Source organism: Streptomyces sp. NPDC041200 (assembly GCF_055591805.1).
The window spans coordinates 362,534-377,397 of sequence record NZ_JBVIZF010000002.1; the positions used below are offsets into that span (position 1 = coordinate 362,534).

Genomic DNA, 14,864 nt, shown 5'->3' on the forward strand with positions numbered 1-14,864 from the left:
GTCCGATCATCTGGCAGGTGATCCACAGGTGCGGACTCCGTGGAGTGGGCGTCCGGGCGAGGATGGGTGGACTCTGGAGAGGGGCGGGCATCGAAGGCCGTGGAGGGAGGCGGAGATGCGGGTGGGAGTGCTGACGGGTGGTGGTGACTGCCCTGGACTGAACGCGGCGATTCGCGGCATCGTCCGCAAGGGCGTCGAGGTGCACGGCCTCGACTTCGTCGGGGTGCGGGACGGCTGGCGCGGCGCCCTCGACGGCGGGATCGTGCCACTGGACGTGCCGGCCGTGCGCGGCATCCTGCCCCGTGGCGGGACCATCCTCGGCTCCTCCCGCACCAACCCGCTGGCCAGCGAGGACGGGGTGCGCCGGGTTCGGGAGACTCTCGCGGACTACGAGGTGGACGCGCTGATCGCCATCGGCGGCGAGGACACGCTCGGGGTCGCGGCGGCCCTCGCGGAGCAGGGGATCGACGTGGTCGGCGTGCCCAAGACCATCGACAACGACGTCGCGGGGACCGACAGCACCTTCGGCTTCGACACCGCGGTCAACATCGCCACGGAGGCCATCGACCGGCTGCACACCACCGCCGAGTCCCATACCCGCACCCTGGTCGTGGAGGTGATGGGCCGCCACGCGGGCTGGATCGCCCTGCACTCGGGCATCGCGGGCGGCGCCAACGTCATCCTCATACCCGAGCAGCCCTTCGACGTCGACCAGGTCTGCGGCTGGGTGGAGAGCCGCTTCAAGATCAGATACGCGCCGATCGTGGTGGTGGCGGAAGGAGCCGTGCCGAAGGAGGGGCAGATGGTGGTCAAGGACTCGGCGCTGGACGAGTTCGGCCATGTGCGGCTGTCCGGGGTCGGGGAGTGGCTGGCCAGGGAGATAGCCGACCGCACGGGCAAGGAGGCCCGCACCACCGTGCTCGGGCACATCCAGCGCGGCGGTACGCCCAGCGCCTTCGACCGCTGGCTGGCCACCCGCTTCGGGCTGCGCGCGGTCGACGCGGTGAAGGAACGCCAGTTCGGGGTCATGGTCGCGCTGCGCGGTACGGATGTCGTGCGCATACCGCTCGCCGAGGCCGCGGCCGGGATCAGGACCGTGGATCCCGCGCTCTACGCCGAGTTCGGCGTGTTCTTCGGGTGAGGGATGTCCTTCGGATGAGGGGGTGAGGGGGCGTGACGGGGCTTGAGGGGACGCGACTCGCCTGAGGGGGCGCGACGGGACGTGACGGGGCTGACGTCGGCTGACGGGCGTGGGGGGCGTCGTCCGAGGTCAGGCGGGGCTGGGGGCGGACAGGGCGATGCTGCCACGGCAGGCGTCAGACGGGGCGCTGCCGCGTTGCCGGTGCGGCCTGCGGCCTGCGGCCTGCGGCCTGCGGCCTGCGGCCTGCGGCTTGCGGTCTGCGGCTTGCGGTCTGCGGCTTGCGGTCTGCGGCTTGCGGTCTGCGGCTTGCGGTCTGCGGCTTGCGGTCTGCGGCTTGCGGTCTGCGGTCTGCGGTCTGCGGCGTGCGGTCTGCGGCTGCGGTCAGCCGGTGTGCGGCCTGTGGCCTGCGGCTTGCGGTCAGGCGGCCTGCGGCCTGCGGTAGGCGAGGTGTGGTCAGGCGGTGTGCGGCGTGCGCTCAGGCGGGGTGTGGCGTGGGGTGTGCGGCCTGCGGCTGCGGTGTGCGGTCAGGGGGTGGGGCGTGTGTCTGCGGTCTAGGCGGGGTGCGGGATGACGGCTACCGGGCAGTGGGCGTGGTGGAGGGCCGCGTGGGTGACCGGGCCCAGGCGGCGCTCGGCCAGCCGTGGGCTCGTGCGGCGTCCGACGACCAAGAGCCGGGCCCGCTCCGAGGCCCGCACCAGCGCCTGCGCCGGGCCCAGCAGCACCACGTCCGGCACCACCGTGACCTGTGGGTATCTCTCCCGCCACACCCGCAGGGCATCGGAGACCGCCTGGCTCTCCTGGTCCTCCCACAGGCCGCGGTCCTCCTCCAGCACGGTCAGCATCCAGGCGGACGGTGAGGCCGGGGGCAGCGCCCATGCGTGCACGACCCGCAGCAGGACGCCCCGCTCCCGGGCGGCCCGGAAGGCGAAGCCGATCGTCTCGTCCGCCGGGGCGTGCGCGGCGAAACCGGCCACCACCTCGTCCGCCGTCGCATCCGCATCCGCATCCGCGTCCGGCGGCCGCGCCGCCGGGTCGGGCACGGTCACGACGGGGCAGTCCGCGGTGGCCGCCACACACTGCGCCACCGACCCGACCGCGAGTCCGTCGAAGCCGCCCCAGCCGCGCGCCCCGACGACCAGTAGTCCGGCGTCCGTCGCGGCGGCGAGCAGGGCCTCGTCGGGTTCGGTGTCGGTGTGCGTCCCCTCGACGGCGAGGCCGGGGTGGCGGGCCGTGAACTCGTCCACGGTCCGCCGCAGCATCTGCGCGCCCACGTGCTGCCACGCGTCCACTCCAGGCACCGGGGAGATCCTGCGTGGCAGCGGGGGACCCGCGTGGACCAGCAGCAGCCCGGCCCCGCGGCGCAGCGCCTCCCGCGCGGCCCACTCCGCTGCCGCCAGGCTGCGCTGTGAGCCGTCGACACCCGCGACGACAGGGCCGGTCATCGCGTTCTCCCTCCCGGAGCGTGGATGGGGTTTTGCGTTTAGTCTAGATACGAGGGATATACCCGTGATGTTCGTGATGTTCGTGCTTGTCGGGGAGTCCCACACGGAACCGCGAGGGGCAGCGGCCGCCCCCGGTCCGGGCCACCGGATCGGGGGCGGTTCTGCGTCTGCGGTAATCCACGCCGAATGGGCAGCGCACGCCGAATGGGGGTGCCGGGCACGTCCCCCGAAGGTGGGGGCGGATGTCCGGGTTTCGGGGGACGCGGCGGCGCGAGGAGCGAGCGCAGGATGGTGGCGAGGGAAGGGAAACGGACATGCGCTCGATCTCATGGCATCTCACCTCGCGCCGATCAGGACTTGCTGCCGGATCCGTCGCCGTCGTGTCCGCCGTGGCGGTCCTGGGGACGGTCACCCCCTCCGGGCGGGCCGCAGCGGCGGAATACCGCCGCGAACCGGTCGGGAAGACCTCGGTACCGGCATTCACCCCGGCCTTCGGCCACGACCGCAGACATGTGGTCTCGCCGTCCAACGGGGGCCGGGCCTTCCAAGGCGACACCCCCGGGCTCTACGCCGGGGTCCCGGGCAGCCAGCCGTGTGACCGGCGGGAACTGATCCGCGACCTCAAGGCGTCCCCGAAGAAGGCCGCCGCTTGGAGCCGGGTCCAGCACATCCGGCCGGAGCGCATACCGGCCTATGTCCACCGGCTCTCCGGTGTCGTCCTGCGCTCGGACACCTACGCCAGGACGTACGGCTACCAGGGCCGGGTGAAACCCGCGGCCACCGTGCTCCAGGCGGGCACCGCGGTGCTCGTCGACCGGCGCGGCATGCCGGTCGTGAAGTGCGCCTCCGGCAACCCCATCAGGGCGGCTGCCCCGAAGAAGGACGCCGAACCGACGTTCACCGGTCCCGAGTGGTCCGGCTTCTCCCGTAACGCGGTCACCGTCATCCGCCCGGCCCCGGACGCGGTCAAGCGGCTCACCCTGGTGACGGTCGGCAAGTCGGAGCTGTTCCGGCGGGTGATCGGTGACGCCAAGGGCAAGAAGGGGCGGGACGCGGTGCTGTCCCCGGCCCGCTACCCGAAGTACCTGGCGATGCCGGGCGAGCAGAACGCCCCGAACCTGGCTGAGGCGCCGAAGAGGATCAAACGCCACTCGCCGCTGGGGCTGGAGACGATCCGTCCGTCCGAGACCTCGTCAGCGGAGCCGTCCCAGCCGACGGATCAGTCGCAGCAGCCCACGGACCCAGGGCAGCAGCCCTCCGACCCGGGCCAGCAGCAGCCGTCCGACCCGGCGCAGCAGCAGCCGCCGTCCCAGCAGCCGTCCGACCCGGCGCAGCAGAACCAGCAGCCCACGCCCCCGCAGCAGCCCACGGACCCGAACCAGCAGAACCAGCAGCAGCAACCCCCGCCTCCGCCCCCTCCGCAGCAACCGCCGCCTCCACCCCCTCCGCAGCAACCTCCGCCTCAGCAACCTCCGCCCCAGCAGCCACCACAGCAACAGCCCCCGCAGTAGCGCGCCAAGAAGCCGTCCCTGGCCCGGTGGTGCACCGGGCCAGGGACGGCTGAGCGGATCCGGGCGGGAGGTCTCGGTTACGGCATGCTGTGCGCATGTCTACCGACCCCATAGCCGCCATAGCCGCCTTACGCGAAGTCCACAGCCTGCTGGCGACCTTCGTCGACGAGCCAGCCGACATCCGCCGTGCCCCTGAGCTGGAGGGCGCGGCGGACAAGATCGTTGCCTGCGCAGCGCAGCTGATCGACGTCACGGAGCCCGACAATCTGCAGCAGCGGCTCGCCTTCGCCGTCAAGGCCGTCAGGGCCGCGGAGAAGGCGGCGCGTGCCCACCGCCGCAACCCCCTGACCCGCCCCCTCTCCCATGCGCGCTTCGCGCTGCACACGGGCGCGGCCCGTGGCTGGCTCCAGGGGACTCTGGAGGGGCTGGGAGCGGAACTGCGGTGAAGGCCGCGCATACCGCGATCGCCGCGTGGGCGGGGCTGTGCCTGGCCGGGCTCGCCGCCACCTCCGTCGTCAGCACCGAGCCGTACGCAAACGAGCCGGATTCCCCCTACGAGCAGGCGACGACACCCCCGACGCCGACAGCCACGTACACCGTGGACTGCCGACAGATCGCCGACGACCTGGAGCGAGCCCGCGCCGAGTCCGATCGCCAGATGCGGGAAGGGTTCAGGGGCAATGCCGTCTTCAGGGAGACGTTGGTGCCGGAAGAGTGTGTGGGCGTCCTCGAAGCCCGCGGCCTGAAGAGCGACTGAGCGGCTGAGCGGCAGGCGGGCTGCCGTGGCGCGGCCGTCTAGAACGGCATGTGGCCTCGGGCGCGCCGACCCGCGGAACCGCTGCGGCCAACTGCCTTGGAGCTGCTGCGGAACGGCTTGCTGAAGATGCGCCCCAGGATGCCGGGGGCCTTGTAGCCCGCGCGGGTTCCGGCGCCCAGGGTGCGCTGGGTGCCGCGTTCGGGGTGGCGGGACAGGCGCGGGACCAGGAAGGCCAGCACGGCCAGGACGACACAGATACCAACAATGGCGAAGATCATGGTGAAACACTCCTCTGTGAGGCGTATCCGCCGAGTACCCGCCCTGCCCGGTCGCATGCCCGGCCGCTCATGTCTGGCCGTCCAAGCCCGTCGTTCACGCCCGGCCGCTCATGCCCGGCCCCGTAACTGCCTTTCTTCCCAAGTCACTTCGTGCCATGGAACGATCGAGCGATGACTGATTTCCTGACATCGGAACACATCGCCCGCCGCACCTCCGCCGCCCTCGACGCGGCGGTCGGAGCAGGCCGCGAACTAGGACTCGCCGTGACCGACGCCGTGGTCCTGCATGACCTGTTCTCCGTCGTCGTCCATCTCGCGCCCTCGCCGGTGGTGGTCCGGGTCCCCACCGTCCTGCCGCCCTCCGCGGACCTCGCGACCCAGGCCGCCCGCCAGCGGACCGAACTGGACGTGACACGGTGGCTCGCGGAGCAGGGGACGCCCGTGATCCCGCCGAGCCCTCTCGTGCCACGGGAACCCGTCCAGCGGGACGGCTTCTCGATGACGTTCTGGCAGTTCGTCGAGGAGGACCGGGACAAACAGCCCGACTACGTGGCGAACTCCGAAAGCGTCGCCGCCCTGCACGCCGCGATGCGCGCGTACCCGGGCCGACTCTCGTTCCTGTCCGCGGCCGAACCGCGGTTCATCGCGGAAAGTCTCGCTCTGCTCGAAAAGCGCCCCGACCTGCTCGGCCCGGCCGATCTGGACCGCGCACGCCGCGAGTGGCAGGTGCTGGAACCTCTCACGGGCTCGCGCACGGTCTTCGAGACGAGGTTCCCGGGGGTCGATCTCCAGCCCATCCACGGCGACTCCCCGCCCGCGAACATCTTCTCCGGGGCGGACGGGGACCTCTACGCCGACTTCGAGCTGGTCACGTTAGGCCCCGTCGAATGGGACCTGGCCGGTCTCGGGCCCGACCTCGAAGCCGCGTACAACCGTGGCGCGGAGCGCAACGCCATGAGGACGCTGAACCAGGACGTCCTGCGCTTCGTGAACGCCGTGGGCATGCTGCGGGCCGTCGCCTGCCTCGCGCTCACGCCGCAGCTGCCCGTATTGGCGGACTACGTGAAACCGGCCGTCGACCAGTGGCAGACGCTGCCGTTCGCCGGTGGCCTGGCCGACTGACGCCGCTACACCGGGAAGGCGTCGAGGATGCGCCGCAGGTGCATGACCTGGCGGGGGATGAACTCGGCGATGGTGAGGCCGACGACATCCGCGGCCGCGTCCAGGTCGGCGACGACGCGGCGCACCTCGTCGCCGGTGAGGCCGTCCGGTTCGGGGCCCAGGCCCAGCACGACCTCGTTGCTGTCCACGGTGTCGACGTCGAAGTGGACGGCGACGCGCGAGCGGCCCGTGGACGCGAGCCAGTCCAGCAGCGGGCGGGTGGAGGCGCGCAGCTGGTCGGGGCCGAAGGCCGCGATGCCCCACTCGGCGACGTTGGGGAAGTCGTCGTCGGTCCACGAGTGCGGCCCCGCCAGCGCGACCCGCTCCGGGGGAACGGTCGCGGGCAGCAGCTTCAGTACGTCCGGGTCGCCGTGGCCGGTGAGCGCGGAGACGGCCATCGCGTGGTAGCCCTTGTACGCGCTGCGCGGGGTGCCGATGTCGGGGTGGGAGTCGATCCAGACGATGGCCAGGTCGTCGCCGTAGCGGCGGGCGAGTTCCGCGAACGGGGCGACGCTGACCGAGCATTCACCGCCCAGGGTGGTGATGCGCGCCGGAGCGTGCTCGCGGATGATCTCCAGGGCCGTGGCGAGCTGCCGGGTGACGGCCGCCTTGGCCTCGACGCCGTCCCGCTCCTCCATCCGCGGAGGGGGCGCTCCAGCTGGCGAGCAGGGCCAGGGCTTCGGCGGACGGCGAGCCCGCCTCCGCCGTGTAGACGGTGCGTTCGTCCTCGTCCAGCCGCAAAGCCTGGGCGACCGCGTTGAGCACGTCTTCGGATACGCCGCTGATGTGGCCCTTCTCCAGCCGCGTGTACCACTCGGTGCTCACACCGGCGAGCACCGCGACTTCCTCCCGCCGCAGCCCTGGCACCCGGCGCCGCCCGCTGGTCGGCAGCCCGACCTGCTACGGGGTGATCTTCGCGCGCCGACTGGCGAGGAAGTCCCGGATCTCGGAGCGGTTGTCGGCGCGGTCGCCGGGGCGGCTGTCGGCGCGGTCGTCGGGGCGGTGGTCCATGCCCTCCACGGTAGCCATGGACATCCGGGGAGGGAGGTTGAGCTTGTACCCCCCCATAAACGCAGCCTTCCTCGGGCGCGACGCGGGCGGTTTCGTGGACCGAGCACCTCGATCGACGACCACTGCGGAGACGGACGCGCCGATCGGTTTCGGCAGCCTCTTCGCCCACAACGTCCGCCTGGCCGGGGACCCGCCCCGGCGCGCGCCTACATGGAGGAGCTGATGCCCGACATCCTGGACGGCACCATCGAGCCCGGGAAGGTCTTCGACGCCACGACCGGCCCTCACCAGTAGGCGCGGTCGTCCCAGGGCTCGAACCCCGCGTACTCGACGGGGTCGTCGTCCTCGTCCAGCGCCGCCAGCCCCGCGGTGACGAAGGTGCCGCGCTGCCAGGCGAGGAGCGCGTCGACGAGGCCGCGGTCCCACGGCCGGCCCTGCTGGGCGTGGCGGGGCCAGACGATCAGGGGCCAGGCGTCGGGGTCGGCGCCCTCGGTGAGCCAGCCCAGGTAGTCGCCGTCGATGGAGTTGGCGAAGGGCAGGAAGCCGCCGGGCTCGGGCCACATTGCGAGCGGAAAGTCCTCCGGAAAGCTCTCCTTGAGCTGCCCGTAGCCGTCCAGGGCCGACTCCACGTGTCGCACGAACCCCTGACCGGACGGGCGCAGCGGGGTGTGGAAGCGCAGCCAGCCGCTCCAGCACCCGGCGCCGTACAGATCCAGGAGGGTCACGTACTCCCGTGGCAGCCGCGTGCCCAGCTCCTCGAAGAGCCCCTCCCAGGTGCCGCCGCCCAGGTACGGGGCCTCGGACGGCGGCGGGGACAGCAGGCGCAGGGCGTCCAGTCCGGTGCCGGTTTCCAGGGCGACGCGGCGTTCAGCGTCGGTGAGACGGGGGACGGTCGGCTCGGGCGGCGTCCAGGGCCCGGCCTCCGGCAGAAAGGCGGTGCGGTCGATGGTGCCGGGCAGCGGGCCCATCAGGGGGCCGGGCGGGGAGGGGAGTTCCCAGCCCTCGCGGACCATGTGGCGCAGATAGCCGGTGAGCGTGAGGTCGTACCGGTGCCAGGGGAGGAGCCCGCTCCCGGGGACGGGCCCGGTGTGGCGGACGACCACCGTCCACGCGTTGGGGTCCTCCGAGACGGACGTGTCCCAGAACAGCACATCGCTCCCCCGGGTCTCGCCCCAGGCGAGGAGTCCGCCGGGGTCCGGGTGGACGGCCGACCGCTCCGGCTCCGGCAGCGCGCGCTGCGCGATGCGGGCTTCGCGGTGCGTGGCGCGCAGCCAGTCCCCGTAGTCGAACGCGTCCTCTTGGGCGCAGGGCACGTGGATCCATACGTAATCGCCGAAGTCCAGCGGCCCGTGGGCGTCGGCCAGCCGCTTGTAGTCGTCCGGCAGCGCCACCCCCAGCCACGCCTCGACCGCCGCCCAGTCGACAGGGACGGGCACGGGCGGCCGCTCCGGGCCGGGGGTGGTGAACGTGGCGATGTCCTGGGTCACGCGGGGTCCTCCGGTTCGGACGGTCGGACCCCCATCGTCGCTGTTCCCCGGCGACGTCCGCGCCGCGCCCGGGGTTGTTCTCGTAGGTGTAGGGCCGGTTCACGTCCGCGCCCTCGTCGCTGGTGCCGTCCGCCTTCGCCCGGGCCTCCGCGCGCAGGTCCGGCGCGGCGCTGTACAGCTCGTACAGCGACCGGGCGAACGAGACCCGGTCGCCGCTGGACATCGCCGTCAGGTTCTTGTTGGTCACAGGCACGTAAAGGGTCCTTAACGGGCAAGCGGTGGCAGGCCGGACCTATAGGACAAGACGCGTGCGGTTGAGTCTCCTGTGGGGGGAGACCTCAAGCTGAGGCGCATGGACAGCGACGGCCTCTATTCCATCGGAGAACTATCCCGCCACACCGGTCTGACGGTGAAGACCATCCGGTTCTACTCCGACCAGGGCATCGTCCCGCCGACCGGCCGGAGCCCGGCGGGCTACCGGCTCTACGGCCCCGACGCACTCGCGCGCCTGGACCTGGCCCGCACGCTGCGCGATCTCGGGCTCGACCTGGCGACCGTGCGCAAGGTGCTGGACCGGGAGGCGTCCATACCGGACGTCGCGGAAGCCCATGCCAACGCCCTGGACGTGCAGATTCAGACACTCCGCCTGCGCCGGGCAGTCCTGCGCGCTGTCGCCAGACGCGGCCCCACCCCCATGGAGATGGACCTCATGCACCGACTCGCCACGCTCTCCCAGGCCGAACGGCGCCGACTGGTAGCCGACTTCATCGACGACACCTTCGGGGACCTCGACGCCAACCCCGAGTTCGTGACCCTGATGCGATCCGCCATGCCCGAGTTCCCCGACGACCCGACACCTGATCAGGTCGAGGCCTGGGTGGAACTCGCCGAACTCTGCCAGAACGCGGACTTCCGTACGGTGGTGCGCCACATCGCCGAGGAGCAGGCGGAAGACCCTTCTCCGCAGGACGTCAGCAGTCTCCACGACGGTCTCAATCAAGCACTGAGCGAACGAATCGAGGAAGCCGTATCCGTCGGCCTCCTCCCGGCCTCCGCCACCGCACCCCTCGCCGACTCACTGGGCGGCCTCTACGGCCACGCGTTCGAGCGAGCGGGGGACGGCGATCTGCGCCGCTGGCTCCTCGCCCGCCTGCAGACGACCGCCGACCCCCACGCCGCGCGCTACTGGCAGCTCCTGGCGACGATCAACAGATGGCCCGCGTCCCCGAACCTCGCCCCCGTTTACACCTGGTTCACCACCGCCCTCCCCGGTGCTCCCTGTTCCAGGAGATTGATGTTCGACCGGTAGAACTCGCAGGTGGAGCCGGAGGGTGCGCGGTCCGGCAGGGTGGCGAGCACTTCGAAGCCATCTGCCGAGGGCGCCGCCCGCAGTGTCCCCCCGAGCATCAGGGCCCGTTCCCGCAGTCCGGCCAGTCCGTGCCGGCCCGGCTCCGCGGCGCCGTATTCGTCACCCGCACCTTGGTCCACCCGCCCTCGCGAGTGATGTGTACGAGGACCGCGCTGCCGGGAGCGTGCTTGATGGCGTTGGTCAGCGACTCCTGCACCACGCGGTACACCGCCCGGTCGACCAGCGGCGGGAGGACGCCCACGCCATCGCGGCTCAGCTCCACGGTGACGCCGGAATCCCGCACGCGCCCGTCACCATCAAGCCGGTCAGCCGCCCCAAGGACGCCTCCGGCTTCATCGTGCTGCCCCGTCGGTGGGTCGTCGAACGCAGTCTTGCGTGGATGATGCATGCCCGTCGGCATGCCCGGGACTACGAACGGCTTGCCCAGCACTCTGAGACGCTGATCGCCTGGGCTGCCATCACGCTTATGACCACGCGCTTGGCGCGGAAGGCGCGACCCCGAGTTGGCCGAGGAAACCGGCGCCAGCCGACGGATGACCGGCCCCTTACCCGTCCTCTTCCTCGGCAGGGGCCACGGCCGCTGAACCACACCCGGATACCACCCTCCTCCTCGGGTTGCACAAACACGATCTCTGACACCTCTGTCGACACCACGTCCCCTGTGGGGGAACCGACGAAATGCGGTTCCCCGGGTGACGGAATGTGTAGGCCGTGCGGGCGGGGTACCGAGAGCGGTCTCGAGGTGTCTCGTCTCACTGAAGGTTGATCGATCTCATCGAACTTTGACCGGCCGTCTCCGAGGCAGCGGATCCGCTCTCACGCTGTCGGGAAACCTGGCCTGACAAGATCCGACCACAGAGGTACGCCCAAGTACGCCTGTAGATCGACGTGTTGGAGGCAACCGGAGGTCTAGCGTCGGCTGTATGACCACCAGACCTCGCAGAGCCATTGCAGCCAGCCTGCTCACCCTCGCCCTGTCCGCCCCGCTCCTGGACACCGCACCCCCCGCCTCCGCCCAGGGCGCGCAGACTCCCTCCCGGGTTCCGTACACGAGCGGGTTGGCGTTGCCACTTCCCACCGGTCCGTACACGGTAGGCCGCCGCGCCCTGCACTTGGTCGACAGGCACCGCACTGACCCGTGGGTGCCAAGGGCGGGGAACCGGGAGCTGATGGTGTCGGTGTCCTATCCGTCGCGTGGGACGGGCGGTTCCCCAGCGGCATACATGACCGATGACGAGGCGCAGCTCCTGCTGGAGGCCAGAGGTCTCGGCGGCGTGGTGCCTGCTGCAACGGTTGCAGGGGCGCGTACTCACGCTCAGGAGGGTGTTCTCCCGGCGCCGGGGCGTTTCCCCTTGGTGTTGCTTTCTCCGGGATTCTCGATGCCGCGCACCACACTCACGTCGGTCGCCGATGATCTCGCGAGTCGCGGCTACGTCGTTGCCTCCGTGGACCACGCATACGAATCCGTTGGTACGGCCTTTCCTGGGGGCCGAATGCTGACCTGTGTGGCCTGCGGGCAGGTCGAGACGTCCGAGGAGAAGGCAGCCGTCGCGCGCGGCCGGGCCAAGGACATGTCCTTCGTGATCGACGAACTGACGAAGGCCCGACAGGCGGGGGCGCTGTCCCGCGCGATCGACCCGAGCCGGATCGGAATCGCGGGGCATTCGATCGGGGGCGCGGCCGCCGCGGCAACCATGGCCGCCGACCGTCGCGTGCGTGCCGGGGTTGACCTGGACGGCGACTTCTTCCTGCGCCCTGCTGCTGCGGGGCTCGGCCGACGCCCGTTCATCATGCTCGGTACCGAGTCCAAGCACAGCCCCGGCAGCGAGAATACCGACTGGTCTGAGGCATGGAAGCACCTGCGCGGCTGGAAACGCTGGCTGACGGTGACCGGCGCCGAGCATTTCTCCTTCACGGACCTGCCTTATCTTGCTGGCCAGTTGGGCCTGTCGGATCCCGCCGTGCCGCTCTCCGGGGAACGCGGTTGGGACATAACCCGCGATTATGTGACAGCATTCTTCGACCTTCACCTGCGGGACATACCGCAGCCGATCCTCACCGGTCCGACTGCCGCGCATCCCGAGGTCGTATTCCGGCAGCCGTGAGGCGGCAGAAGAACAGGGCAGCCGAATCCCTCCGACCGGCCACCGTGCCCCTGTCGGGCTCGCGCTCACCTTCAGTCATAGCCGCAGGGTGCCGCAGCCGCCTGGCGAGGCCAGTCGATTACGCCAACGGCGGCCATGTCACGCCCGTGCGGGACGCGCCTGCACCGGCCCTCGGTCAGCATGCGGGCGCACGGGCAAGGAGCCCTCTACGGTGAAATGACCACGGCCAAGCCGCGCAGTAGCGCGTCCACGAGCCGTTGTCCTGGCGACCGAGCCTGACTCGACAGCGATCCCGCGGCGAATCATCGACGACATCAGTCCGCGCCTGACGCTGCAACACCGGCGCCGGTACCGGCGCGACACGGTGCTGATCGTGGACGACACCCTGGTGTCCACGCGTGACCATACGGTCGCCGAGCAGTCGAAGAACTACCGGTACTCCACCAATCATCAGGTGGTCATCGACGCGGACGCCTGTCTGGCCGTCGCGGTCGGCCAGCCCGTCTTCGCCCGCATGAAGACCTGGAAGATCCTCCGCTACAGCCGTTTCAGCAGGTCAGTTGGGGTCAGGCGGGGTCACGTGCCGGGATACGTCCACACAGCTGGCGGACACGTCCACACGCAAAACACCCCCCTGACCTGCGTTTCCGCAGGTCAGGGGGGTGATTCGAGCGGTAGCGGTGGGATTTGAACCCCTCCACGTGACCCGTTTCACCTGCGGGCTCGAACGACGGTTAAGCGGTGGATCGCTCACATCGGTCAGCCTGCGGACACGGACAGGCTCAGCCACCGCCCATCCAGCGGTCGGATCGGACGGGTCGGCGCACATCCAACCGCCGCAACCACCAACCCGGCGAATCTACGCGGTTCCAGCACTAGCCCGAGGATCGTGACCGCACGCGACAGGGGACTCGGGCCCGCCGCCGGGGGACGGGCGAACCGTCGATGACCGCTCGGTCATACGTCAATCTCTGTCCAGGTCTGGTTGGCCGATCCGTCACACGTGAACTGGGCGGCCTGTGCGCCGTTGGCGGTACTGGCACCTGAGATGCCCAGACATAGGCCGCTCTTGCGATTCTTCAGCGTGAAGTTGTTTCCCTTCCAAATCTTCAGCCAGTCCTGGTTGAGGTCGCCGGACGGTCTCGCTGTGATGGCTGCCGCGCCGGCCGAGGTGCTGGCGCCGTCAATTCCGAGGTTTAACTTGGACTGCCAGTTTTCCCAGCTGAAGATGGTGCCGTCTTCGGTCAGCACGGTGGTCCAAAACTGCAGGAAATTGTCGTTTCGGGACTGCTGGACAACTCTGGCACCGTTTGCGGAGCTTACGGCCTGCAGATATTTTCCGGACTTGACGTTCTTGATCCGGCTGGTGCTGGTGGCGCTACTGGACGGCGTCGGGTCGCTACTCTGTGGCGACTGGGCATGAGTGATTGCCGGGCTGGCTACTGCCAGCAGCGCTCCGGTCAGGGCCGCGGCGAAAAGCTGTGTTGCACGCATGACGCTTCTCCTTATAGTTGGTGCCTTTTCGCTATTTCGGTGGGTGCGACGCACCCTCGGGGGCACTTGCTTAGGCCCGTCCGCTAGCTCGTCGAATGAGTGAACGACATCCTCAAGACCAACTCGACCTTGAGCGGTACGGGGCGAGAACCCCCGTCGGCGTTCTCGCCCGTGCCGGACAATGGATCACGGCCATGGCTGCTGTGGTCCGGCGTAACCGCAATACAGGTCGGTTCATTGCACGATCACTGATCACCTGTGACCGTTGACCATGCCTTCGGACGTACTCATCCGAATCAAGGCCGCGGGATTTCGCCGACAAGGGGCGATCTCGAGCCCGAAACGGTCGGTTCGTTCACGACCATTTCCAGCCCTGGTTGGCCGATCCGTCACACGCGAACTGGGCGGCCTGCGCGCCGTTGGCGGTGCTGGCGCCCGAGATGCCCAGGCATAGGCCGCTCTTGCGATTCTTGAGCGCGAAGTAGTCTCCGCTGTAGTCGGTATAATCAATCTTCCAGTCCTGATTGAGGTCGCTGGATCCGTTTGCGATGATGGCCGCCGCACCGACCGAGGTGCTGGCACCGTTAATTCCGAGATTCCGACGCGCGTCGTAGTTCTCGAAGGAGTAATAGTTGCCGTCGAGGACGGTCTCCCACGTCTGTAAGCCGGTTCCGTCGTAGGGCTGCTGGACAACCTTGGCGCCGTTGGCAGTGCTCACTGCGTGCAGGTACTTTCCGGACTTGAGGTTCTTGAACCTGCTAGCTTCGAACTGTCTGGACGGCGTCGGGTCACCGCCCTGTGGCGATTCAGAGTGGGCAATCGCAGGGCTGGCGGCCGCCAGCATCGCTCCGGCCAGCATCGCCGCGACGGCGCCCTTAATATGTGCTGCGCGCATGACGTGTACTCCTTTCAGGGACGCGCGTTCCGCGCTCGGCGGTCAGCTCGGTCAGGGGTCGGCCCCAAACCTTGGTTGGTCCATGCCTTGGTCGGGCCGTAAGTCCTGGATGACAGCAGCCGATATCGCCTCGGTGAACACGGGACTGACCGACGCCGTCAGGGCCCCGGGCCGAGTAGTGCGTTGACACTCCTTCGCGTAATACACATGACA

14 protein-coding genes and 3 pseudogenes are annotated in these 14,864 nt (G+C 69.9%); 9 read left to right on the top strand and 8 right to left on the bottom strand.

Annotation, left to right across the window (positions count from 1 at the left end):
- Nucleotides 1-115: 115 nt before the first annotated feature.
- Nucleotides 116-1,141, top strand: coding sequence for a 6-phosphofructokinase (locus tag ACZ6CL_RS06805; RefSeq protein WP_468932058.1), 1,026 nt, complete (start codon nucleotides 116-118; stop codon nucleotides 1,139-1,141).
- Between the two features lie 551 nt (nucleotides 1,142-1,692).
- On the opposite strand, the gene ACZ6CL_RS06810 is transcribed toward ACZ6CL_RS06805, so the two are convergent.
- Nucleotides 1,693-2,583 carry a universal stress protein gene (locus tag ACZ6CL_RS06810; RefSeq protein WP_468932061.1) on the bottom strand — a complete coding sequence of 297 codons (891 nt, stop codon included), beginning with the start codon at nucleotides 2,581-2,583 and terminating at the stop codon, nucleotides 1,693-1,695.
- Nucleotides 2,584-2,897: 314 nt separating this feature from the next.
- On the opposite strand from ACZ6CL_RS06810, the gene ACZ6CL_RS06815 reads away from it, so the two are divergent.
- From ACZ6CL_RS06815 to ACZ6CL_RS06825, 3 genes are all read left to right on the top strand, one after another.
- Complete coding sequence (locus ACZ6CL_RS06815; RefSeq protein WP_468932063.1) at nucleotides 2,898-4,094, top strand: DUF6777 domain-containing protein; 1,197 nt, start codon at nucleotides 2,898-2,900, stop codon at nucleotides 4,092-4,094.
- A 95-nt stretch (nucleotides 4,095-4,189) separates the two neighbouring features.
- On the top strand, nucleotides 4,190-4,540 hold the full coding sequence (locus tag ACZ6CL_RS06820; RefSeq protein WP_468932066.1) for a hypothetical protein: 351 nt from the start codon (nucleotides 4,190-4,192) through the stop codon (nucleotides 4,538-4,540).
- A complete protein-coding gene (locus ACZ6CL_RS06825; protein ID WP_468932068.1) occupies nucleotides 4,537-4,851 on the top strand; it encodes a hypothetical protein in 315 nt (104 codons plus the stop codon). Before ACZ6CL_RS06820 ends, ACZ6CL_RS06825 begins: the two co-directional genes overlap by 4 nt.
- Nucleotides 4,852-4,889: 38 nt before the next feature.
- On the opposite strand, the gene ACZ6CL_RS06830 is transcribed toward ACZ6CL_RS06825, so the two are convergent.
- The gene (locus tag ACZ6CL_RS06830; RefSeq protein ID WP_468932071.1) at nucleotides 4,890-5,129 is read right to left on the bottom strand and encodes a DUF6411 family protein; all 240 of its coding nucleotides are present in this window, start codon (nucleotides 5,127-5,129) and stop codon (nucleotides 4,890-4,892) included.
- Between the two features lie 171 nt (nucleotides 5,130-5,300).
- Here ACZ6CL_RS06830 and ACZ6CL_RS06835 point away from each other — a divergent pair, with 171 nt between their 5' ends.
- A complete protein-coding gene (locus ACZ6CL_RS06835; RefSeq protein ID WP_468932073.1) occupies nucleotides 5,301-6,251 on the top strand; it encodes a phosphotransferase in 951 nt (316 codons plus the stop codon).
- A gap of 5 nt (nucleotides 6,252-6,256) precedes the next feature.
- Here the strand turns inward: ACZ6CL_RS06835 and ACZ6CL_RS06840 are convergent, their stop codons facing one another.
- The 3 genes and pseudogenes from ACZ6CL_RS06840 to ACZ6CL_RS06850 all read right to left on the bottom strand — a co-directional run bounded on the left by ACZ6CL_RS06840 (nucleotide 6,257) and on the right by ACZ6CL_RS06850 (nucleotide 8,788).
- Nucleotides 6,257-6,928 carry an arginase family protein gene (locus ACZ6CL_RS06840; RefSeq protein WP_468932076.1) on the bottom strand — a complete coding sequence of 224 codons (672 nt, stop codon included), beginning with the start codon at nucleotides 6,926-6,928 and terminating at the stop codon, nucleotides 6,257-6,259.
- 76 nt (nucleotides 6,929-7,004) lie between these two features.
- Nucleotides 7,005-7,301 (bottom strand): annotated as a pseudogene (locus ACZ6CL_RS06845) (helix-turn-helix domain-containing protein); the annotation flags it as partial.
- 284 nt (nucleotides 7,302-7,585) lie between these two features.
- Entirely contained in the window at nucleotides 7,586-8,788 is a 1,203-nt protein-coding gene (locus ACZ6CL_RS06850; RefSeq protein WP_468932079.1) for an SMI1/KNR4 family protein, read from the bottom strand.
- A gap of 352 nt (nucleotides 8,789-9,140) precedes the next feature.
- Here ACZ6CL_RS06850 and ACZ6CL_RS06855 point away from each other — a divergent pair, with 352 nt between their 5' ends.
- Nucleotides 9,141-10,097: a MerR family transcriptional regulator gene (locus ACZ6CL_RS06855; RefSeq protein ID WP_468932081.1), complete on the top strand. Its 957-nt coding sequence runs from the start codon at nucleotides 9,141-9,143 to the stop codon at nucleotides 10,095-10,097.
- A gap of 97 nt (nucleotides 10,098-10,194) precedes the next feature.
- Here ACZ6CL_RS06855 and ACZ6CL_RS06860 read toward each other — a convergent pair whose 3' ends face one another.
- Nucleotides 10,195-10,440 carry a sensor histidine kinase gene (locus ACZ6CL_RS06860; protein WP_468933374.1) on the bottom strand — a complete coding sequence of 82 codons (246 nt, stop codon included), beginning with the start codon at nucleotides 10,438-10,440 and terminating at the stop codon, nucleotides 10,195-10,197.
- Between ACZ6CL_RS06860 and ACZ6CL_RS06865 the strand changes: the two are divergent.
- From ACZ6CL_RS06865 to ACZ6CL_RS06875, 3 genes and pseudogenes are all read left to right on the top strand, one after another.
- Nucleotides 10,438-10,644: pseudogene (locus ACZ6CL_RS06865) on the top strand (transposase); the annotation flags it as partial. The gene ACZ6CL_RS06860 and the pseudogene ACZ6CL_RS06865 sit on opposite strands and share 3 nt — an antisense overlap.
- 436 nt (nucleotides 10,645-11,080) lie before the next feature.
- Nucleotides 11,081-12,262: an alpha/beta hydrolase family protein gene (locus tag ACZ6CL_RS06870; RefSeq protein WP_468932084.1), complete on the top strand. Its 1,182-nt coding sequence runs from the start codon at nucleotides 11,081-11,083 to the stop codon at nucleotides 12,260-12,262.
- 298 nt (nucleotides 12,263-12,560) lie between these two features.
- Nucleotides 12,561-12,767 (top strand): annotated as a pseudogene (locus ACZ6CL_RS06875) (IS5/IS1182 family transposase); the annotation flags it as partial.
- A gap of 452 nt (nucleotides 12,768-13,219) precedes the next feature.
- Here ACZ6CL_RS06875 and ACZ6CL_RS06880 read toward each other — a convergent pair.
- Complete coding sequence (locus tag ACZ6CL_RS06880; protein WP_468932087.1) at nucleotides 13,220-13,756, bottom strand: RICIN domain-containing protein; 537 nt, start codon at nucleotides 13,754-13,756, stop codon at nucleotides 13,220-13,222.
- Nucleotides 13,757-14,111: 355 nt separating this feature from the next.
- Entirely contained in the window at nucleotides 14,112-14,651 is a 540-nt protein-coding gene (locus ACZ6CL_RS06885) for an RICIN domain-containing protein (RefSeq protein WP_468932089.1), read from the bottom strand.
- Nucleotides 14,652-14,864: the final 213 nt, after the last annotated feature.

Bases quoted from the DNA above. Each gene is read 5' to 3' on its own strand.
- ACZ6CL_RS06805 (WP_468932058.1), top strand. From the start codon at position 116: ATGCGGGTGGGAGTGCTGACGGGTGGTGGTGACTGCCCTGGACTGAAC.
- ACZ6CL_RS06810 (WP_468932061.1), bottom strand. From the start codon at position 2,583: ATGACCGGCCCTGTCGTCGCGGGTGTCGACGGCTCACAGCGCAGCCTG.
- ACZ6CL_RS06815 (WP_468932063.1), top strand. From the start codon at position 2,898: ATGCGCTCGATCTCATGGCATCTCACCTCGCGCCGATCAGGACTTGCT.
- ACZ6CL_RS06820 (WP_468932066.1), top strand. From the start codon at position 4,190: ATGTCTACCGACCCCATAGCCGCCATAGCCGCCTTACGCGAAGTCCAC.
- ACZ6CL_RS06830 (WP_468932071.1), bottom strand. From the start codon at position 5,129: ATGATCTTCGCCATTGTTGGTATCTGTGTCGTCCTGGCCGTGCTGGCC.
- ACZ6CL_RS06835 (WP_468932073.1), top strand. From the start codon at position 5,301: ATGACTGATTTCCTGACATCGGAACACATCGCCCGCCGCACCTCCGCC.
- ACZ6CL_RS06840 (WP_468932076.1), bottom strand. From the start codon at position 6,928: ATGGAGGAGCGGGACGGCGTCGAGGCCAAGGCGGCCGTCACCCGGCAG.
- ACZ6CL_RS06855 (WP_468932081.1), top strand. From the start codon at position 9,141: ATGGACAGCGACGGCCTCTATTCCATCGGAGAACTATCCCGCCACACC.
- ACZ6CL_RS06870 (WP_468932084.1), top strand. From the start codon at position 11,081: ATGACCACCAGACCTCGCAGAGCCATTGCAGCCAGCCTGCTCACCCTC.
- ACZ6CL_RS06880 (WP_468932087.1), bottom strand. From the start codon at position 13,756: ATGCGTGCAACACAGCTTTTCGCCGCGGCCCTGACCGGAGCGCTGCTG.
- ACZ6CL_RS06885 (WP_468932089.1), bottom strand. From the start codon at position 14,651: ATGCGCGCAGCACATATTAAGGGCGCCGTCGCGGCGATGCTGGCCGGA.